General features: G+C 71.9%; 19 protein-coding genes. 11 read left to right on the plus strand and 8 right to left on the minus strand.

Going from position 1 to position 19,476, the window contains the following annotated elements:
* Positions 1–31: 31 nt before the first annotated feature.
* Positions 32–736: an NADPH-dependent F420 reductase gene (gene npdG / locus OG444_RS12380; protein ID WP_327262221.1), complete on the minus strand. Its 705-nt coding sequence runs from the start codon at positions 734–736 to the stop codon at positions 32–34.
* Between the two features lie 94 nt (positions 737–830).
* On the opposite strand from npdG, the gene OG444_RS12385 reads away from it, so the two are divergent.
* Positions 831–1,451, plus strand: coding sequence for a hypothetical protein (locus OG444_RS12385; RefSeq protein ID WP_327262222.1), 621 nt, complete (start codon positions 831–833; stop codon positions 1,449–1,451).
* Positions 1,452–1,454: 3 nt separating this feature from the next.
* Here OG444_RS12385 and OG444_RS12390 read toward each other — a convergent pair whose 3' ends face one another.
* Positions 1,455–1,712 carry a hypothetical protein gene (locus OG444_RS12390; protein ID WP_327262223.1) on the minus strand — a complete coding sequence of 86 codons (258 nt, stop codon included), beginning with the start codon at positions 1,710–1,712 and terminating at the stop codon, positions 1,455–1,457.
* A gap of 71 nt (positions 1,713–1,783) precedes the next feature.
* On the opposite strand from OG444_RS12390, the gene map reads away from it, so the two are divergent.
* Both map and OG444_RS12400 read left to right on the plus strand, forming a co-directional pair.
* Entirely contained in the window at positions 1,784–2,641 is an 858-nt protein-coding gene (gene map / locus OG444_RS12395) for a type I methionyl aminopeptidase (protein WP_150257214.1), read from the plus strand.
* A 138-nt stretch (positions 2,642–2,779) separates the two neighbouring features.
* Positions 2,780–3,427, plus strand: coding sequence for a biliverdin-producing heme oxygenase (locus OG444_RS12400; protein ID WP_327262224.1), 648 nt, complete (start codon positions 2,780–2,782; stop codon positions 3,425–3,427).
* A 97-nt stretch (positions 3,428–3,524) separates the two neighbouring features.
* Here OG444_RS12400 and OG444_RS12405 read toward each other — a convergent pair whose 3' ends face one another.
* From OG444_RS12405 to OG444_RS12415, 3 genes are read right to left on the minus strand one after another with little or no spacing between them, the layout of a single operon-like run.
* Positions 3,525–4,190, minus strand: coding sequence for a PhzF family phenazine biosynthesis protein (locus OG444_RS12405; protein WP_405792669.1), 666 nt, complete (start codon positions 4,188–4,190; stop codon positions 3,525–3,527).
* A gap of 11 nt (positions 4,191–4,201) precedes the next feature.
* A complete protein-coding gene (locus OG444_RS12410) occupies positions 4,202–5,617 on the minus strand; it encodes an HtaA domain-containing protein (protein ID WP_327262226.1) in 1,416 nt (471 codons plus the stop codon).
* A 52-nt stretch (positions 5,618–5,669) separates the two neighbouring features.
* Positions 5,670–7,148: an HtaA domain-containing protein gene (locus tag OG444_RS12415; RefSeq protein WP_327262227.1), complete on the minus strand. Its 1,479-nt coding sequence runs from the start codon at positions 7,146–7,148 to the stop codon at positions 5,670–5,672.
* Positions 7,149–7,263: 115 nt separating this feature from the next.
* Between OG444_RS12415 and OG444_RS12420 the strand changes: the two genes are divergently transcribed.
* The 6 genes from OG444_RS12420 to efeU all read left to right on the plus strand — a co-directional run bounded on the left by OG444_RS12420 (position 7,264) and on the right by efeU (position 14,126).
* Positions 7,264–8,280, plus strand: coding sequence for a heme/hemin ABC transporter substrate-binding protein (locus tag OG444_RS12420; RefSeq protein WP_327262228.1), 1,017 nt, complete (start codon positions 7,264–7,266; stop codon positions 8,278–8,280).
* A gap of 1 nt (position 8,281) precedes the next feature.
* Complete coding sequence (locus tag OG444_RS12425) at positions 8,282–9,640, plus strand: FecCD family ABC transporter permease (protein WP_327262229.1); 1,359 nt, start codon at positions 8,282–8,284, stop codon at positions 9,638–9,640.
* A complete protein-coding gene (locus tag OG444_RS12430; protein ID WP_442810507.1) occupies positions 9,637–10,566 on the plus strand; it encodes a heme ABC transporter ATP-binding protein in 930 nt (309 codons plus the stop codon). Before OG444_RS12425 ends, OG444_RS12430 begins: the two co-directional genes overlap by 4 nt.
* 189 nt (positions 10,567–10,755) lie before the next feature.
* Positions 10,756–11,907 (plus strand): iron uptake system protein EfeO, encoded by a 1,152-nt coding sequence (efeO, locus tag OG444_RS12435; RefSeq protein ID WP_327262230.1) that lies wholly within the window; start codon positions 10,756–10,758, stop codon positions 11,905–11,907.
* A 39-nt stretch (positions 11,908–11,946) separates the two neighbouring features.
* Positions 11,947–13,242 carry an iron uptake transporter deferrochelatase/peroxidase subunit gene (efeB, locus tag OG444_RS12440; RefSeq protein ID WP_327262231.1) on the plus strand — a complete coding sequence of 432 codons (1,296 nt, stop codon included), beginning with the start codon at positions 11,947–11,949 and terminating at the stop codon, positions 13,240–13,242.
* Between the two features lie 26 nt (positions 13,243–13,268).
* Positions 13,269–14,126, plus strand: a complete 858-nt coding sequence (efeU, locus tag OG444_RS12445; protein WP_327262232.1) for an iron uptake transporter permease EfeU — start codon at positions 13,269–13,271, stop codon at positions 14,124–14,126.
* Between the two features lie 76 nt (positions 14,127–14,202).
* Here efeU and OG444_RS12450 read toward each other — a convergent pair whose 3' ends face one another.
* The 3 genes from OG444_RS12450 to OG444_RS12460 are packed head-to-tail and all read right to left on the minus strand — an operon-like array spanning position 14,203 to position 16,486.
* Positions 14,203–14,826: a GNAT family N-acetyltransferase gene (locus OG444_RS12450; protein ID WP_327262233.1), complete on the minus strand. Its 624-nt coding sequence runs from the start codon at positions 14,824–14,826 to the stop codon at positions 14,203–14,205.
* Positions 14,823–15,683: a PhzF family phenazine biosynthesis protein gene (locus tag OG444_RS12455; protein ID WP_327262234.1), complete on the minus strand. Its 861-nt coding sequence runs from the start codon at positions 15,681–15,683 to the stop codon at positions 14,823–14,825. The genes OG444_RS12450 and OG444_RS12455 overlap by 4 nt, the downstream gene beginning before the upstream one ends.
* Before the next feature lie 41 nt (positions 15,684–15,724).
* Positions 15,725–16,486, minus strand: a complete 762-nt coding sequence (locus OG444_RS12460; RefSeq protein WP_327262235.1) for an SDR family oxidoreductase — start codon at positions 16,484–16,486, stop codon at positions 15,725–15,727.
* Between the two features lie 108 nt (positions 16,487–16,594).
* Between OG444_RS12460 and OG444_RS12465 the strand changes: the two genes are divergently transcribed.
* Positions 16,595–17,914 (plus strand): Bcr/CflA family multidrug efflux MFS transporter, encoded by a 1,320-nt coding sequence (locus OG444_RS12465; protein WP_327262236.1) that lies wholly within the window; start codon positions 16,595–16,597, stop codon positions 17,912–17,914.
* Positions 17,915–18,155: 241 nt separating this feature from the next.
* A complete protein-coding gene (locus OG444_RS12470; RefSeq protein WP_327262237.1) occupies positions 18,156–19,016 on the plus strand; it encodes a helix-turn-helix domain-containing protein in 861 nt (286 codons plus the stop codon).
* Positions 19,017–19,476: the final 460 nt, after the last annotated feature.

The raw sequence follows: 19,476 nt of genomic DNA on the forward strand, positions 1-19,476 counted from the left end.
GCCCGGTAGGGGCGGGACCGGGCGGACCGGGTCAGACGTCCGTGATGCGCAGGCCCGCGTGGGCCTTGTAGCGGCGGTTCGTGGAGATCAGGTTGGCCACCAGGGACTCGACCTGGTGGGCGTTGCGCAGGCGGCCCGCGAAGACTCCGCGCATGCCCGGGATGCGGGCGGCCAGGGCCTGGACGATGTCCGTGTCGGCGCGGACCTCGCCGAGGACCATCACGTCGGTGTCGATCTCGTCGATCGACTCGTCCTGGAGCAGGACGGCCGACAGGTGGTGGAAGGCCGCCGTGACGCGGGAGTCCGGGAGCAGGGCGGCGGCCTGCTGGGCGGCGCTGCCCTCTTCGACCTGGAGGGCGTAGGCGCCCTGCTTGTCGAAGCCGAGCGGGTTGACGCAGTCCACCACGAGCTTGCCCGCGAGGTCCTCGCGCAGCGCTTCGAGGGTCTTGGCGTGGCCCTCCCACGGCACCGCGATGATGACGATGTCGCTGCGGCGCGCGCACTCGGCGTTGTCCGCGCCCTCCACGCCGAGGCCCAGTTCCTCGGCCACGGTCCGCGCGCGGTCGGCGGCGCGGGAGCCGATGATCACCTTCTGGCCGGCCCTGGCGAGCCGGTAGGCCAGGCCCCGGCCCTGGTCGCCGGTGCCGCCGAGGACGCCGACGACGAGGCCGGACACGTCCGGCAGCTCCCACGGGTCCTTGACCGGCGGCTTCTGCGTGTTGTCTGAGGAAGTCATGGGGGCGAGGGTACTGCCGGGTAGCCCACAGTCGAAGGGTGTCGAAGAGGAAGGAATCCCTCCCCGTGTCCCCTGCATGGTGCAGGATGCCGATATGGACGCCGTGAGGGTCGCGCTGCTGCGCGAGGTGCTCGCCGGTACGCAATGGCCGGGCGCCGCACGCCGCTTCGCCGCATCGCTGCGCCGGTCCGTCGTACCGGCCGGCGGGCACCTGCTGCTCGTGGGGACCGAGGGCTACGAGCCCTGGCACATGGCGGCGCACCTGGTGGACGAGGCCGCCTGGTCGGGCCGGCCGGAGCTGGCGCCCACGCTCGTACGCCACCACGTGCGGCCCGGGGAGCCGCCGCACCTGTCGGTGGGGCTGGGCCGGCTGGAGGCGGCCCGCCGCGGGCACACCCTGCTGGTGGTGGCGCCCGGGGCGCCGGGCGAAGGGCTGCTGGAGCGCGTCCACGACGCGCGGCGCGCAGGGGCGACCGTACTGTCCCTGGACGGCGGGGACCCGGGTCTGGGCACGCTCGCGCACGATGTCCTGTCCGTGCCGGGCGGGGACACCGGCGCGCAGGACGGTGGGATGGATCTGGACACCGTGCAGCACCTGGTCAGCGCGGCGGCCGGGGAGAACGGTCTGCCGGTGCAGCGCGGAGCCCGCCGGTTCCGGGACCGGCTGGCGCGGCTGGCCGACCAGCTGACCTCGCCGCCGCCCAGCCGCTGGTAGGGCCTACGCCGTACCCGTGCCGGTGGTGCCGGTGGTGCCCTCTTCGTCCTCGCGGGTCCTGTCGTTCCACTTGGGGTCGTTCTGCCATTCGAGGTTGCGTTCCTGCGCCGTCTCCATGGCGTGGTTCGCCTCCTCCGGGGTTTCGTACGGCCCGAACCGGTCCTTGGCCGGGCACTCGGGGCCTTCCTCGACCTTCTTGTGGACCAGGCAGTAGTACCACTCGCCGGGTTTGCCCACCTGACGCTTCTTGAACAGGGCCATCGTCGTCGGGCTCCTCTCGTACCTCTCTATGCCGCCATGCTGCCCCATCCCCGCTGGATACACTCGCTCGCATGTCTGGCCAGTCGCTGCTCGTACCAGGCGAGCTCTCTCCCGTCCGTTCCGTTCCCGGAAACATCCGCCGGCCCGAGTACGTGGGCAAGCCCGCGCCCACTCCGTACACCGGACCGGAGGTGCAGTCGGCCGAGACCATCGAGGCCATGCGCATCGCCGGCCGGATCGCCGCCCAGGCGATGGAGGAGGCCGCCAAGCTGATCGCGCCGGGGGTGACCACCGACGAGCTCGACAAGGTCGCCCACGCGTACATGTGCGACCACGGGGCCTACCCCTCGACGCTCGGCTACCGGGGCTTCCCCAAGTCGCTGTGCTCCTCCGTGAACGAGGTCATCTGCCACGGCATCCCCGATTCCACCGTCCTGCGCGACGGCGACATCGTGAACCTCGACGTGACCGCGTACATCGGCGGCGTGCACGGCGACAACAACGCGACCTACCTGTGCGGAGAGGTGGACGAGGAGTCGCGGCTGCTGGTGGAGCGCACCCGGGAAGCCCTGAACCGGGCCATCAAGGCCGTCAAGCCGGGCCGCCAGATCAACATCATCGGCCGCGTCATCGAGTCGTACGCGAAGCGCTTCGGCTACGGCGTGGTCCGGGACTTCACCGGCCACGGCATCAACTCGTCCTTCCACTCCGGCCTGATCGTCCCGCACTACGACAGCCCGCACGCCACCACCGTCATCGAACCCGGCATGACCTTCACCATCGAGCCGATGCTCACGCTGGGCACCCACGAGTACGACATGTGGGAGGACGGCTGGACGGTCGTCACGAAGGACCGCAAGCGCACCGCACAGTTCGAGCACACGCTGGTGGTGACGGACTCCGGCGCGGAGATCCTGACCCTGCCGTAGCCGGTCCGGCCGGCTCCGCGGCCCGGGATTTTTTACCGACAGGACGTCGGGAACACATTGACTTAGGCAAGCCTAAGTAGGAGGATCAGGCGTGGCGGCATTGCCGTCACGCCTGTTTCCTCTTCCTGGAGGTCCGCCTTGGACGCCTTCTCTACGGTCATCCGCGTCGCCTCGCACGAGCAGCACACCGAGGCCGAGACGTCGACCTTCATGAGCGATCTGCTGGGTGGACGGCTCGGCGTGGACGCATACACGCGCTACACCGAGCAGCTGTGGTTCGTGTACCGGGCCCTGGAGGACGCGGCCGAGTCCCTCAAGGACGACGCGGTGGCAGGACCCTTCATCCGGCCCGAGCTCATGCGCGTCGCCGAGATCGAGCGCGACCTGGCACACCTGGTGGGCCCCGACTGGCGCGAGCGCGTGGTGGCCCTGCCCGCGACGCGTGCGTACGCCGACCGGGTCGCCCAGTGCGCCGCCGAATGGCCGGGCGGGTACGTCGCCCACCACTACACCCGCTACCTGGGCGACCTCTCCGGCGGACAGATCATCCGCGACAAGGCCGAGCGCACCTGGGGCTTCGAGCGCAAGGGCGACGGCGTCCGGTTCTACGTCTTCGCGGACATCTCCAACCCGGCGGCCTTCAAGCGGACCTACCGCGAGCTGCTGGACGCGATCGCCGCGGACGACCTGGAGAAGCAGCGCATCATCGACGAGTGCAAGCGCGCCTTCGACTTCAACGGCGCGGTCTTCCGCGAGCTGGGCGAGCAGTTCCCGCTGAGCGCGTAGCCCCTCCGGGGAGGTCCGCGGAACGGGAACGGAAACGGAAGCGAGCGTGGGACCGGTCCGGGTGCACATGTGCACCCGGACCGGTCCCACTGCCGTTTCAAGCGTGCGGGGCGAAGCGGACGCGGCCGCCGATCTCGACCGTGCCGTCCGGGCCGGGGGCGGTGAGGATCTGGGAGCCGGCGCCCTGGGTGATGTTCAGGGCGCGGTTCAGCTGGGCCGTCAGCAGGATCGCGGCCGAACCGGTGGCCTCGTCCTCGGTGATGACCCCGTCGGGGCGGCGCGGAAAGCCCCGGGCGCGCACGCGGCCCGCGGCCTCGTCCTCCCAGGCCCAGGCGTACAGCCAGCCCTCGCCGGGCGGCGGCGCGGGCAGCGCCTCGACCTCGGCGACGGACCCGAACTGCTCGGTGCGCTTGCCCTCGACCCACTCGGGGCGGGCCGTGATCCAGGTGAACTCCCCGTCGTCGCGGGCCCATACGGATCCGGCGGGCGGCTGGAGCTCCTCCACGTCCAGCAACCACGCGACCCCGACCAACGGATGTCCCGCGAAGGACATGCGCGTGCCGGGGGTGCGGATGTCGACGACCCCGCGTTCGGGGTCGTCGACGAACACCGTCTCGCTGTAGCCGAGTTCGGCGGCCAGGGCTTGCCGCGACGCGTCGTCGGGGCAGGTCCGGCCGTCGCGTACGACACCGAGCAGGTTGCCGAACCGGCCGTCACCCGCGCAGAAGACCCTCAGCACGTCCAGATCATTCACGCGGGAAATTGAAGCACGGCTCAGACGTGCGACGTACGGCGCCTGCGCGCGAAGTACACCGCGCCCGCGCCGGCCGCGATCACCACGCCGGAGGTGGTGAGCAGGGCCGCGGCCGGGATCTCGGCGCCGGTGTTCGCGAGATTGCCGCCGACGGTGGAGGAGCCACCGCCCACCGTGCCGCCCGTACCGCCGGTGGTGCCGCCCGTCGTTCCGCCGGTGGTGCCGCCGTTCGAGCCGCCCGTGGAGCCGCCGGTCGTGCCGCCCGTCGAGGGCAGCTGGGCGTCCTTGTCGACCGCCACGGCGAAGGTGAGCGGGTCGATCGGGTCGCCGGCCTTGTACAGGGAGCCGGTGGTGTCGTTGGCGAAGGCCGCCGCACCCTCGGCGGTGAAGGCCGCCGGGACCGCGTTCAGCGCCAGGACGCCCTTCGTGGTCTTGTAGTCGGTCTTCGACAGGTCGAGCGTGGCGAAGCGCAGGCCCGTCTTGGTGCCGGAGCCGTTCTTCACGTCCACGTAGAGCGTGCCGGTCTTGCCGGTGGCCTCCACGCGGGGGTTGCCGAAGGTCATGTCTATGCCGTGGGCCGCGTACTGGAAGCGGAGGTTGCCCGCGAAGGAGGCGTTCAGCTTCTGCTTCTTGACGTCCAGGTCACCCTTGCCGAAGGCGAAGTCGAAGGTGTCGCCGTTCTTGGCGGCGCCGCCGGCCGGGGTGATCGAGCCCGCGCTCAGGACGTACTTGCGGAAGGACTCCTTCACGCCCCACGTCAGCTTGCCGCTGAGCACCTTCTGCGTGTCGTCGGCCGGAGGCGTCGGGTTCTTGGTGGTGTTCTCCGGGGTGGGCTCGGGGGCGGGCTTCTCGAACTCCAGCTTCGCCGTGAGCGGGTCGCCGGGCTTGTCCTTGTAGCCCGGCGACCCGAGCGCGTCCGCGGCCTCCTGGGTGAGGGTGGTAGCCAGGCCGGTCATCGACTGGCCGGCGAAGGCCACGGTGGCCATGGGCACGTCCTGGGTGGTCGTGCCGCCCTTGGTGACGTCCGCGGTGAGCTTCTTGGTGCCGGTGTCGATACGGATGTCCGAGAGCTTGACCTCGAAGCCGTGGCCGGTCGGCGGGGCGGGCGACGAGAAGGTCACGCTGCCCTTGAAGGCCGCCTTCACCACGTGCCCGTTGGCCGGCTCGTACGCGCCGGTCGGCTCGACGAAGCGCAGGGTGCCGTCCTCGTTCTGCTTGGCCCCGTCCGCCACCGTGATGGTGCCCTTGGCCATGCCGGTCACGTAGGCGCGGTAGCTCGCGAGCACGCCCCAGTCGAGGGTGCCACCGGTGATCTTCATCGGTTCGGTGGGGGCGCCGCCCGCGGCGGTGGCGGGCAGGACGAAGGCGGTGGCGCCGAGCGCGGCGGCGGTCAGGACTGCGGCCGCGAGGGAGATCGGGCGTCGGATGGACGACATGGCTGGGTACTCCTGAAGGAACGGAGGGAGAAGGGAAGGAGGAGCGGGCCTGCTACGGAGCGTCGGTGGACGTGCCCTTGGGGGCTGCGGCGTCCGGGTCGGAGGCGGCGGCCGGAGCGGGGGCAGCGGCCGGGGCGGAGGCAGCGGCCGGGGCCGCCTGGGCCGTACGCCGCTTGCGCACGACCAGGAGGGCACCGCCGCCGGCCAGGACCAGGACGGCCACGGCGAGGGCGATGAAGAGCCCGGCGTCGGAGGACTCCGCGTCCTTCGCGACCGGGGCGGGCTCGGCGGAGGGCGACGCGGCCGCGGGGGCGGCGGGCGAGGCCGTGGAGCCCAGGTCGGGCAGGGCGGGAAGCTGGGCGGTGGCGTCCAGGGCGACGGCGAGCGAGACGGGGTCCATCTCGGTGCCGGCCTTGTACATGGAGTTGAAGGCCTGGGAGCCGCCGTCGGTGAGGGTGGCGGGGGCTTCGGTCAGGGTGGCCAGCTTGCCCTCGGTCTTCAGGCCCTTCGCGTCGAACTCCACGAGCGGGACGGCGTTCTTCGTCTGGCCGCCGGCGGTGACGTCCGCGGACAGGACGCCCTTTCCGTCCGCCACCTTCACGCTCAGCTTGCCGAGCGTGAGGTCCAGGTGGGCTCCGGTGAACTGGACGGTGCCGGCGAAGGCCGCGTCGAGAGTGCCTTTCGCGCCGTCGAACGAACCCTTGCCCTGCGGGAAGCGGAACAGCGCACCGCCGTCCTGGGCGCCCTCGGCAAGGGTCCACTTGCCCTGGCCGATCGAGCCGGTGACGTACTCGCGGAAGGTGCGGCGCACCCCCCAGTCGACGGCGGCGTCGGTGAAGGCGCCGGGCGACTGGGCGGCTTCGGTGGTGGCGCTCGACTGCGGAGTCGCCGACTGCGGGGGCGCGGCGGCCGGGGCGGTCTTGACGTCGGCGGAGAGCGAGACGGGGTCGAGCTGGGTGCCGGCGCCGTAGTAGCCGGCGAAGGCCTTGGCGCCTTCCGCGGTGAGGGTGGCCGGGAGGTTCGTGAGGGTCAGCGGGCTGGCGCCGCCCTTCATGTTGATGCCGCCGACGCCGAGGGAGGCGAAGGCGACCTGCGCCTGGCTGGTGACCGCGCCGCTGTCCTTGGCCTTGCTGGAGACGTCCACGTACAGCGTGCCCTTGCCGCCGGAGATCTTGACGGTCGGGCGGCTGATGGTCATGTCCAGTTCGTAGACGCCGTCGGGCTTCTGGTGCCCCTGGAAGGTCACCCCGCCCGAGTAGGAGGCCTCGAAGGCACCGGAGTCCGGGTCGTACGAACCGCTCGCGGAGTGGAAGCGGAAGAGGCTGCCGCCCACCGTGGCGGCGCCGCTCTTCAGCTTGAAACTGCCTTTTGCCACCGGACCCGTGACATAACTCTGGAAAGACGATTTGATGCCCCAGTCGAGTCGGCCCCCCTGTACGGTGCCCGCCCGGGCGGCGGTCGCCGGGAGCAGTGCGCCCAGCAGGGCCGCCAACAGGGCGACGGCGAACGTACGGACGGGTCTCGTGGGCATGACCGCCCCCTCCTAAGGTCTAGCGGGCAAGGTTAGGCTAACCTAAGCTAACCACGGCCGGATGAACACCCCCCGGTCTCCAGAACCTCAGTCGGACGATCAGGACGGTGCATTCGTGCCTACGCCCGCCGCGTCACACCGCTTTCCCCGTCTCGCCGTTGCCGTGGCAGCACTGGCACTCGCGCTGACGGCCTGCGGAGGTACGGCCACCACCCCGGGCTCATCGGCCCCCGGCGCAGCCTCGGTTCCGGACCGGGTGGAACCACTCGCTCCGGCGCCCCGGCCCGCCCTTCCCGTCACGGTGCCCTCCGTCGACGGCGCCCAGGTCACGATCACCTCCGCGGACCGGGTCGTCCCCCTCAGCGGCAGCCTCAACGAGATCGTCCACACCCTGGGCCTCGGCGAGCAGGTCGTCGCCCGGGACATCACAGCCACCTTCGAACAGGCCGCCCGGCTGCCGGTGGTGACACGTGGACATGACGTCTCCGCGGAGAGCGTGCTCTCGCTGCGCCCGACGCTGGTGCTCGCCGAGACCACCACCGGACCGGGAGAAGCGATTCAGCAGATCCGCGACGCCGGTATCCCGGTCCTGGTCATCGCCCCCGCCAAGGGACTGGACGACGTACCGAAGCGGATCGACGCGGTGGCCGCCGCGCTCGGCGTCAACGAGGCAGGCACGCAGCTGAACCGGCGCACCGCCGACCGGATCGCCACCGTCCGCAAGGACATCCCGGCCGCCTCCGGCAAGAAGCCCCGGGTGGCCTTCCTCTACCTCCGCGGCACGGCCTCCGTCTATCTGCTGGGCGGATCCGACTCCGGCGCCGCATCGCTGCTGGAGGCGGCCGGCGCGGTCGACACCGGCAAGGAGTCCGGACTCGGCAAGGACTTCACCCCGATCACCAGCGAGGCCCTGGCGGCCGCCGCGCCCGACGCGATCCTCGTCATGTCCAAGGGCCTCGAATCGGTCGGCGGCATCGACGGCCTGGTGAAGATCCCGGGCGTCGCCCAGACCCCGGCCGGCATGGACCGCCGGGTGGTCACGGTCGACGACGGCGTCCTGCTCAACTACGGCCCGCGCACCGACCAGGTCCTCTCCTCCCTGGTCGACCAGCTCTACGGCAAGGGCGCCTGAGGTGGCCCTCCACGACCCGGAAGCCCGGGACCTGCCCGCGACCGCCGGATCCGACGGGACCGCGAGCGCGCCCGGCCCATCCCCGCGTGCCGAACGCACCGCCGCCACCCCCACCCCCACCACCGCCACCGCCACCGCTCCCCGCGACACCTCGTCGCATTCGGCGCCCGAGGAGCTGCCCAAGCAGGCACCCGGCCCCACCGGAACCGGCCCGGCCGACCCGGCCGGCGCACCCGGCCCCACCGGAACCGCAGCCACGGGCCCCGCCGACCCGGCCGCCCCCGCCCCGGCCCCCGACCCCGCCCCGGCAACGCCCAAGCCGCGGTCGCGCGGCCACCGCCGGGCCGCTCTGCTCACCACCGCCCTCGTGGCGGTCCTCGCCCTCCTCGCCCTCTTCTCCGCGGGAACCGGCGCCTACGACATCCCCCTGCCCGACGTCCTCGCCTCCGTCCAGCACCACCTCGGCCTCGGCGGATCCCCCCTCGACCGCGTCGGCGAGAGCGTCCTGTGGAACGTCCGCCTCCCCCGCGTCGTGCTCGCCCTGCTCGTCGGCGCCAGCCTCGGCTGCGCCGGCGCGCTCATGCAGGGCGTCTTCGGCAACCCCCTCGCCGAGCCCGGCGTCATCGGCATTTCGGCCGGAGCCGCCGTCGGCGCGGTCGCCGCCATCGGCCTCGGCCTCAGCTTCTTCGGCAACTGGACCATCACCGTCTGCGCGTTCGTCGCGGGCCTGATCACCGTCAGCTCGGTCTACCTCCTCTCCCGCAACGGCGGCAGGACGGAGGTCGTCACCCTCATCCTCACCGGCATCGCCGTCAACGCCTTCGCCGGCGCCCTCATCGGCCTGTTCGTCTTCTTCGCGGACAGCGGCCAGGTCAACCAGATCACCTTCTGGCAGCTCGGCTCCCTCGCCCAGGCCACCTGGCCCAAGGTCCTCGCCGTCCTTCCCTGCGCCCTGGCCGGCCTGTTCGTCGCCCCCTTCTACGCCCGCCGGCTCGACCTGCTCGCGCTCGGCGAACGGCCCGCCCGCCATCTGGGCATCGACGTCGAACGGCTGCGCCTCGCCCTCATCCTGGTCGTCGCGCTGCTCACCGCCGCCGCCGTCGCCGTCGCCGGCGTCATCACCTTCATCGGCCTGCTCGTCCCGCACCTGCTGCGCATGGCCAACGGCCCCGGCCACCGCTTCCTGGTCCCCGGCAGCGCCCTCGCCGGCGCCGTGGTCCTGGTCGCGGGCGACCTGGCGGCCCGGACCCTCGCCCAGCCCGCCGAGCTGCCGCTCGGTGTACTGACCGCCCTGCTCGGCAGCCCGTTCTTCTTCTGGCTGCTGCGCCGCACCCGCCGCAAGCAAGGAGGCTGGGCGTGACCAGCAGACTGACGGGGCTGCTCACCCGTACCCGGAGGACCGTCCCGGCCCGCCCCGCCCCCGGTGAAGCCGTCGCCGAGGCCGTGGACCTGCACGTCCGGCTCGGGCACCGCGAGGTCCTCGCCGGGATCGACCTGACCGCCCGGGCCGGTGAGGTGGTCGCACTGGTCGGCCCCAACGGAGCGGGCAAGTCCACGCTGCTGAGCGCGCTCGCCGCCGACCTGCCCGCCGCCTCCGGGGAGATCCGGATCGACGGCCGCCCGGTGGGCGACTGGAGCGCCCCGGATCTCGCGCTGCGCCGCTCCGTCCTCCCGCAGTCGGCCGCACTGTCCTTCCCCTTCCCCGTGGAGGACGTCGTACGGATGGGCCGCGCGCCCTGGGCCGGCACCCCCCTCGCCGACGCCGACGAGGAGGCGGTGGCCCTCGCCATGGCCGCCACCGAGGTCACGGACTTCGCCGCGCGCCCCTTCTCCGCCCTCTCCGGGGGTGAGCGGGCCCGGGTCGCGCTGGCCCGCGTACTGGCCCAGCGGGCCCCGCTGCTCCTGCTCGACGAGCCCACCGCCGCCCTCGACCTGCGCCACCAGGAGCTCGTGCTGCGCATCTGCCGGGAGCGGGCCGCGGCCGGGGACGCGGTCGTCGTCGTCCTGCACGACCTGGGGCTGGCCGCCGCCTACGCGGACCGGGCCGCCGTCCTGCACGACGGGCGGATCGCCGTGGACGGCCCGCCGGCCGAGGTGTTCGAGGGCGAGCTGCTGAGCCGCGTCTACCGGCAGCCGGTGGAGGTGCTCCCGCACCCGCGCACCGGGGCGCCGCTGGTGGTTCCCGTCCGGGCCGCGAAGGCGTCCGCCGGTTCCGCGGGTTCCAGCGGTTCCAGCGCTTCCGCCGGTTCCGCCGGTTCCGCCATACCGAACGCACACCTGACTTGACCCCGGCTTGACCGTGCCATGGGCCTGCCGTGGAGGGCCCGTGACAGGGCCGTGTCCGGAGCGAAAACCTATGACCTGAATCACGGTACGAGAGGGTATGGGTGAGGTAAGCCTCGGTTAAGTTAGGTCCGCCTCACCGGCCTCTCCCTCCTCGGGACGGCCCCTTCGCCCGACGCCAGGAGCCTCCGTATGCGCCCCGCTCGCCTCACCGCCATCGCCGCAGCCACCGTCGCGGCCGCACTGACCGCCGTCACCGGCTGCTCCCAGAAGAGCGCAGCGGGCGGCGACGACGTGATCAAGGTGGCGGCGTCCGACAGCGCCTGCGAGGTGTCCAGGACGGAGTTCCCGTCCGGCAAGGTGCAGATCGACGTCGAGAACAAGGGCTCCAAGGTCACCGAGGTCTACGTCCTCTTCCCGGACGCCCGCATCGTGACCGAGCGCGAGAACATCGGCCCCGGCACCAAGGCCTCCATCACCGCCGAGATCAAGGCGGGCGACTACGAGATCGTCTGCAAGCCCGGCATGAAGGGCGACGGCATCGCCCAGAAGGTCAAGGCCACCGGCAAGGGCGGCGAGGAGAAGCGCAGCCCCGAGATGGACGCCGCGGTCTCCGCCTACCGCGGTTACGTCGTCACCCAGGCCGAGGAGACCCTCCCCAAGGCGCAGGCCTTCGCGGACGCGGTCAAGGCCGGCGACGTCGAGGCCGCGAAGAAGCTCTACGCGCCCTCCCGCATCGGCTGGGAGCGCACCGAGCCGGTCGCCGAGTCCTTCGGCGACATCGACCCGAAGGTCGACGTCCGCGAGGACGGCCTGGAGGCCGGCCAGGACCTGGAGAAGGACTGGACGGGCTGGCACCGTCTGGAGAAGGCCCTCTGGGTCGACGGCAAGATCACCGACCGGGAGAAGCAGCTCGCGGACACCCTGATCGCGGACCTGACCGACTGGCAGAAGAAGGTCGGCCAGGCGGAGATCACCCCGACCTCGATCGCCAACGGCGCCAAGGAGCTCCTCGACGAGGTCGCCACCGGCAAGGTCACCGGTGAGGAGGAGCGCTACTCGCACACCGACCTGGTCGACTTCAAGGCCAACGTCGAGGGTGCGCAGCAGGCGTACGAGCTGCTCAAGCCGATCGCCGTGAAGAACGACCCGGAGCTGGTCAAGCAGCTGGACACCCAGTTCGCGGCGCTGACCGTGCTGCTGGACAAGTACCGCGCCGACAAGACCACCTACGAGTTCACCTCGTACGACAAGGTCGGCGAGCCGGAGCGCAAGGAGCTCTCGGACGGCGTGAACGCGCTCGCCGAGCCGCTCTCCAAGCTCGCCGCCGCGGTCACCAAGTAGCGGACAGGGACAGGGACGAGAAGCAGGCGGGAGAACACGATGACCGAGTCGGACTCGGCTGCGCAGCAGCCCGGGCAGGACGGTGACGGCGGCGCGCCGGTTTCCGGCGGCGCGCCCTCGCGGCGCGCGGTGCTGGGCTGGGGCGGGGCCGGTTTCGCGATCGGCGCCGCCGCGGCCGGCGGTGCGGTGGCTTCGTTCGGCGGCGGCTCGGACATGGTGTCGGCGGCGGCCGCCGGGGCGGCCGTGCCGTTCCACGGCGAGCACCAGGCCGGTATCGCGAGCGCCGTGCAGGACCGCCTGCACTTCGCGGCCTTCGACGTGAAGACGAAGGACCGCGGGGAACTGGTCGAGCTCCTCAAGGAGTGGACGGTGGCGGCCCGGCTGATGACGGCCGGTCTGCCGGTCGGTGACGGCGGCTTCGGCGGTCTCCCGGAGGCCCCGCCGGACGACACGGGCGAGGCGCTGGGGCTGAAGGCCTCCCGGCTCACCCTGACCATCGGCTTCGGGCCGGGGCTGTTCGCCAAGGGCCGGTTCGGTCTGGAGGGCAAGCGCCCCGAGGCGCTGGTGGACCTGGAGCTGTTCCCCGGCGACAACCTGGATCCGGCCCGCTCCGGCGGCGACCTCTGCGTCCAGGCCTGCGCCGACGACCCGCAGGTCGCCGTGCACGCGATCCGCCAGCTGGCCCGCATCGGCTTCGGCCGCACCGCCATGCGCTGGTCGCAGCTGGGCTTCGGCAAGACCTCGTCGACCACCCCCGACGAGCAGACCCCGCGCAACATGATGGGCTTCAAGGACGGCACCCGGAACATCTCCGGCACCGACCGGGCCGCCCTGGACAAGCACGTGTGGGTCGGCGCGGGCGACGGCAGCGACTGGCTGACCGGCGGCTCGTACCTGGTGGCGCGCCGGATCCGGATGAACATCGAGACCTGGGACCGGACCCCGCTCCAGGAGCAGGAGGACATCTTCGGCCGCGACAAGGGCGAGGGTGCCCCGGTCGGCAAGTCCAAGGAGCGCGACGAACCGTTCCTGAAGGCGATGAAGCCGGAGGCGCACGTGCGTCTCGCGCACCCGGACACCAACAACGGTGCGACGATCCTGCGCCGCGGCTACTCCTTCACCGACGGCACGGACGGTCTGGGCCGCCTCGACGCGGGCCTGTTCTTCCTCGCCTACCAGCGCGACATACGCAAGGGGTTCGTCCCGATCCAGCGCAATCTGGCCCGGTCCGACGTGCTCAACGAATACATCCAGCACGTGGGTTCGGCCGTCTTCGCCGTCCCGCCGGGCGTCCGCGACAAGGACGACTGGTGGGGCCGGACGCTGTTCGGTTAAGCAACCGCCGGAGAGGAACAACCGCCGTGTTCGGCAATTATCTGATCGGCCTGCGCGAGGGGCTGGAGGCCAGCCTGGTCGTCTGCATCCTCGTCGCGTACCTGGTGAAGACCGAGCGCCGGGACGCCCTGCGTCCGGTGTGGCTGGGCATCGCGATCGCCTGCGGGCTCTCGCTGGCCTTCGGCGCGATGCTCGAATTCGGCACCCAGGAGCTGACCTTCGAGGCGCAGGAGCTGCTCGGTGGCGCCCTGTCGATCATCTCGGTGGGTCTGGTGACGTGGATGGTCTTCTGGATGAAGCGCACCGCGCGCCATCTGAAGGCCGACCTGCACGGGAAGCTCGACACGGCGCTCGCCATGGGCACCGCCGCGCTGGTCGCCACCGCCTTCCTGGCCGTCGGCCGGGAGGGCCTGGAGACGGCGCTGTTCGTGTGGGCGTCGGTACGGGCCAGCGGCGAGGGTTCGTCGGCGCCGCTGATCGGTGTGCTGCTGGGCATCGGCACGGCGATCGTGATGGGCTACCTGTTCTACCGGGGCGCCGTGAAGATCAATCTGGCGAAGTTCTTCCGGTGGACCGGCGCCATGCTGGTGGTCGTGGCCGCGGGCGTGCTCGCGTACGGGGTCCACGACCTCCAGGAGGCCCGTTTCCTGGGCGGACTGGGCGACAAGGCCTTCGACATCAGCGAGACGATCCCGCCGGACAGCTGGTACGGGACCCTGCTCAAGGGCGTCTTCAACTTCCAGCCGGACCCGACCGTCCTCCAGCTCACGGTGTGGCTGCTGTACCTGGTCCCCGTGCTGACGCTCTTCCTCGTCGACCGCGGACGCCCGGCGGCCGCGCCGCAGGCGCGGCCCGCGGACTCGGGCTCCACGCCCGCCGGCTGACCGGCCGCGGGGACACTGCCCCCCTCTGCGGATACAGCCGAGGCCGACGGGCTGTGGTGAAGAGCTCGCGGGCCCGTCACCACAGCCTGTCGGTGTTTCCGGGGTGCAGCGGGACGCGGACGCCCGTGAAGGCGGCACGGTCCCCTTCCGGGTCGTCCGTGAAGAAGGCCGCCGGGACCACCTTGTCGAAGCCAGGGGCGTCGGTGGGCAGTGGGTCCTCGGGGGTTCCGCCCACCAGCACCGTTCCGGGCAGCACGGCAAAGCCGGCCGCCCCGTAGAAGGGGGCCAGGGGACGGTCGCAGCTGAACAGCGCCAGGTCCACGGCCGGGTCGGCCGCCAGCTCGGCGTGGGCCGCCGCCACCAGCCGGCCGCCGTGCCCGCGGCCGCGCAGCTCCGGCCCGGTGGCCACGGAGCTGAGTCCGGCGGCCCGGTACGTCCGCCCGGCGAGCGGGACCGGCTTGTACAGCAGCGACAGCGAGGCCGCAACCGTCCCCGCCCCGTCCACGAGCAGCATCGTCCGCGGGTGGAGTGCCGGGTCGTGGCCGGGTGCGGAGCCCGGCCAGGCCGCCGCCTCGATGGCGGCGACCTGCCGGGCCAGCTCCGCCGGCACCTCGGCCTCGGCGAAACGCAGGACCCGCATGCCCCGGTCCCGCTGTGCCTGCCGGTGGGGGGCCGGCTCCGGTCCGGTGTGCGCGCTCACGCGATCCGTACTCCCGCGCCGCCGACGCGCACCCGCGGGTCGCCCTCGCGCAGTTCCACGGTGAGCACGCCGGGGCGGCCCATGTCCTCGCCCTGGTGGAGGGTGAGCACGGCGTCGGCCGGGACCAGGCCCCGCTCGCGCGCGTACGCCCCGAAGGCGGCCGCGGCGGCTCCCGTGGCGGGGTCCTCGACCACGCCGCCGACCGGGAAGGGGTCCCGTACGTGGAATTCGGCCGGGCCCGCCCGGTGCACCAGCTGGACCGTGGTGAGGTCCAGACGCCGCATCAGGGCCTCCAGCCGGGCGAAGTCGTAGGCGAGGTCCGCGAGCCGGGCCCGGGTGCGGGCGCCGATCACCAGGTGCCGGGCTCCGGCGTAGGCGATGGCGGGCGGGAGGGCCGGATCCAGGTCGGCCCCGGGCCAGTCCAGCGCGGCCAGTGCTTCGGTGAGGTCGGCGGCGCCGATCTCCTCGGTGTGCGGCTCGACGCTGGTGAGCGTGGCCCGCAGCCGCCCGTCCTCGGAGGTGACGGACACCGGTACGGTCCCCGCCTGGGTGGAGAAGAGGAGCTGTCCCGGCCCGATCCGCTCCCCCAGCGCCACGGCCGTGGCCACGGTCGCGTGCCCGCAGAAGGGGACCTCCGCCTTCGGGCTGAAGTAGCGGACGGTGAAGGACCGGCCCTCCTCACCGCCGAGCCCCTCGGGGGGAGCGGTCAGGAACGCCGTCTCGCTGTAGCCCAGCCCGGCGGCGATCTCCAGCATGGCGTGCTCGTCCAGTCCGGAGGCATCGAGCACGACCCCGGCGGGGTTGCCGCCGTCCGGGTCGTGGGAGAACGCGGTGTAGCGCAGCACTTCGGTCGTCATGACCGCCTCAACCCCGGCCGGCCGGGCGCCATTCCCGTCCCTCAGCCGCGGCCGATGTACGGCATGGCCGTCGCCATGACGGTCGCGAACTGCACGTTCGCCTCCAGCGGGAGTCCGGCCATGTGCAGGACCGTGCGGGCCACGTCGGCGGCGTCCATCACCGGCTCGACGGCCAGCTGCCCGTTGGCCTGCAGGATGCCGGTCTGCATCCGCTCGGTCATCTCGGTCGCCGCGTTGCCGATGTCGATCTGGCCGCAGGCGATCCGGTACGGCCGCCCGTCCAGCGACAGGGACTTGGTCAGGCCCGTCATCGCGTGCTTGGTCGCGGTGTAGGCGATGGAGTTCGGGCGCGGCACGTGCGCCGAGATGGAGCCGTTGTTGATGATGCGGCCGCCCTGCGGGTCCTGCTGCTTCATCAGCCGGAAGGCGGCCTGCGCGCACAGGAAGGCGCCGGTCAGGTTGACGTCGACGACGGAGCGCCAGGCCTCGTAGGTGATGTCCTCCAGCGGGACCCCGCCCGGGCCGAAGGTGCCCGCGTTGTTGAAGAGCAGGTCGAGGCGCCCGTACCGCGCGCGGACCGACTCGAACAGCGCAGTCACGTCGTCCGGGTCGCTCACGTCCGCCGGTACGCGCAGTACGTCGGCGCCGTCACCGGCGGCCTCGGCGGTCTCCTCCAGCGGCTCGGGCCGGCGGCCGGCCACGGCCACGGACCATCCGGCGGCGGCCAGGGCCAGAGCCACGGAGCGGCCGATTCCGGATCCGGCACCCGTCACCACGGCGATCTTCTTCGTACTTTCGTCCATGGGGCCGCAGGGTACGTCACACGGCGCCCCGCTCCCCGGACGTTCCGATTGCTGAGAGCATGGGTCGGTCAGGGGTGCGTAGATCAGATGAGAAGACTGGAGTTCCGCATGTCGGAGAGAGGCCCCGCGACGGCCCCCCCGCACGACTCGTCGCCCGCATCGCCCTCTGCCCCCACCGCCACGACGCCCCTGACGGCCGCACGCCGCACGGGCCTTCTGGTCACCTTCATACTCGGCGGGCTCACCGCCCTCCCACCGCTGTCCATGGACATGTACCTGCCGGCCCTGCCGCAGGTCACCGACGCCCTGGACAGCCCTGCCGCGACCATCCAGCTCACCCTCACCGCCTGCCTCGCCGGCATGGCCCTGGGCCAGCTCGTCATCGGCCCGATGAGCGACAAGTGGGGCCGCCGCCGGCCGCTGCTCATCGGCATGGTCGTCTACGTCCTGGCCACGGCGATCTGCGCGCTCGCCCCGACCGCCCAGCTGCTGATCTCCTTCCGGCTGCTGCAGGGCCTCGCCGGAGCCGCCGCGATCGTCATCGCACGGGCCGTCGTGCGCGACCTGTACGACGGCGACGAGATGGCCCGCTTCTTCTCCACCCTGATGCTCATATCCGGGGCCGCCCCGATCATCGCCCCGCTCATCGGCGGCCAGGTGCTCCGCTTCGCCGACTGGCGCGGGGTCTTCGTCGTCCTCACCGTCGTCGGCGCGGTGCTCACCCTGATGGTCTGGCGCAGCCTCGGCGAGACCCTGCCGCCCGAGCGGCGCCACACGGGCGGCGTCGGCTCCGCCCTGCGGACCATGCGCGGCCTCCTCGGCGACCGCGTCTTCGCCGGCTACACCCTCACCGGCGGCTTCGCCTTCGCCGCGCTCTTCTCCTACATATCCGCCTCGCCCTTCGTGGTGCAGGAGATCTACGGGGCTTCGCCCCAGGCCTTCGCCCTGCTCTTCGGGCTCAACTCCGTCGGCCTGATCCTCGTGGGCCAGATCAACGGCAAGCTGCTCGTGGGCCGGGTCAGCCTGGACAAGGTCCTGGCCGTCGGGCTCGGCGTCGTCGCGGCCTCCACGGTGGCCCTGCTGCTGATGTCGACCGGGGTGTTCGGGGAGGTCGGGCTGACCCCGATCGCCGCCGCCCTGTTCGTGCTGATGTCCGCGATGGGCGTGGTCCTGCCGAACACCAACGCGCAGGCCCTGATGCTGACCCCGCACGCGGCCGGATCGGCCTCCGCGCTGCTCGGCACCACCTCGTTCCTGGTCGGCGCGATCGCCTCGCCGCTGGTGGGCATCGCGGGCGAGGACACGGCGGTCCCGATGGCGCTGGTGCAGCTGGTGTGCGCGGTGCTGGCCCTGAGCGCCTTCTTCGGCCTGTGCCGCCCGTGGCAGAACCGCAAACCGCTGGAGCCCGCGGAAACCCGGATGGGCTAACGCGACCAGCGGGGGCATCAGCGGTGTCACGCCGTGACGGTTTCCGCTGGCCAGAGACACGGCGAGGCGTGCGGCCGGCTGGCGTCGGGGGCATCATTGCGGGCGATTCCCTTGGGCCGAACAGGTGGTCTTCGCCGCCCGGGTGCACGCCTCGTCGGCTCGGGTATGCAGAATGCTTTTGGCGACAGTTGTCGGGTTGTGCACTTCTGCATGAGGCCCTGTAGTTGGAGGTAGACCGCCCATGGCGGCGAACGGAAGCCCCACCGTCAGAAGACGCCGCCTGGGGGCGGAACTTCGCCAACTACGCCGCGCCGCGGGCATGACGTCCCAGCAGGTTGCGGGTCGGCTGCTGGTGTCCCAGTCCAAGATCAGCCTGCTGGAGACGGGTCGTCGCGCCATCAACCCGCGCGACGTGCGTGATCTGTGTGAGCTCTACGAGGTCACCGACCAGTCGCTCGTCGCCTCGATGATGCGGATGGCGAAGCAGTCCCGGCAGCAGGGCTGGTGGGTCGCCTACGGCGACGTCCCCTACAGCGTGTTCGTCGGGATGGAGACGGAGGCCGTCGCCATCCACTCGTACGAGCCTCTGGTGATCCCCGGCCTGCTGCAGACCCCCGCCTATGCCGCCGCGGTCATCGGGGAAACGAACCCCCACATCACAGCCGAGCAGGCCGCTACCTGTCTCGAGGTGCGGCTACGGCGCCAGCATCGCGCCCACCACCCCGCCCGCTCCCTCCGCTTATGGGTGGTTCTGGACGAATCGGCGTTACACCGCGCCGTCGGCACCGCCGACATCATGCGCGAACAGCTTGAGCATCTGAACCGGCTCGGCGCACAACCGCACATCACCGTGCAGATCCTCTCGCACGACGCAGGAGCCCACCCCGGCGTCTCGGGGCAGTTCTCCATCCTCACGTTCCCCGACAGCGACGCGGGAGTCGTGTACCTGGAGCGCTTCACCAGCGACCTCTACCTGGAGAAGCCGGCGGACCGCCAGCCCTACCACCTCATGTACGACCATCTCCAAGCACAAGCGCTCGGCCCCGAACAGAGCCGCGGGTTCATCCGTGACACCAAGCGGATCTACACCCGGCCCTCGTAAGCGGTGGGCAGCGCCGGAGCTCAGCCGGATACGCCGCCTTCCCAACCGGACAGGGCCCCGCAGGCGGCACACGTCGCACCGCCGCCGGGTTCTCGCGCCGGTTCGGCGGCCGCCGGGGCTTCCGGCGGGAAGGGCCGGCCGGCATGCGCGTTCCGGGCCAGGACATACCTGAAGCGCTGCTGACGCCTCAGCTCGAGGATGTCCCTGTGCCGCATTCGGCCCACCCCGGACGATGCCAGTGCGCTCCAGAACGCACCCAGTACTGCACAGATCAGCACAAGCCTCATCAACACATCTGCCACAGCGGTCCCTTTCCGGTGACGGATTCATTCGGCGGGCCCGCGGTCGAACCCTCAGCAACACAACGACACAACGCATCGGCATATGCAGGGTTATGGCCCCGCCCCCTCATTGCAGCCATGTGCAGCAGCACGCTGCCGGATTGCAGTTTTTCCGATTT

It is taken from the genome of Streptomyces sp. NBC_01232, assembly GCF_035989885.1.
In the GTDB taxonomy this organism is placed as follows: Bacteria; Actinomycetota; Actinomycetes; order Streptomycetales; family Streptomycetaceae; genus Streptomyces.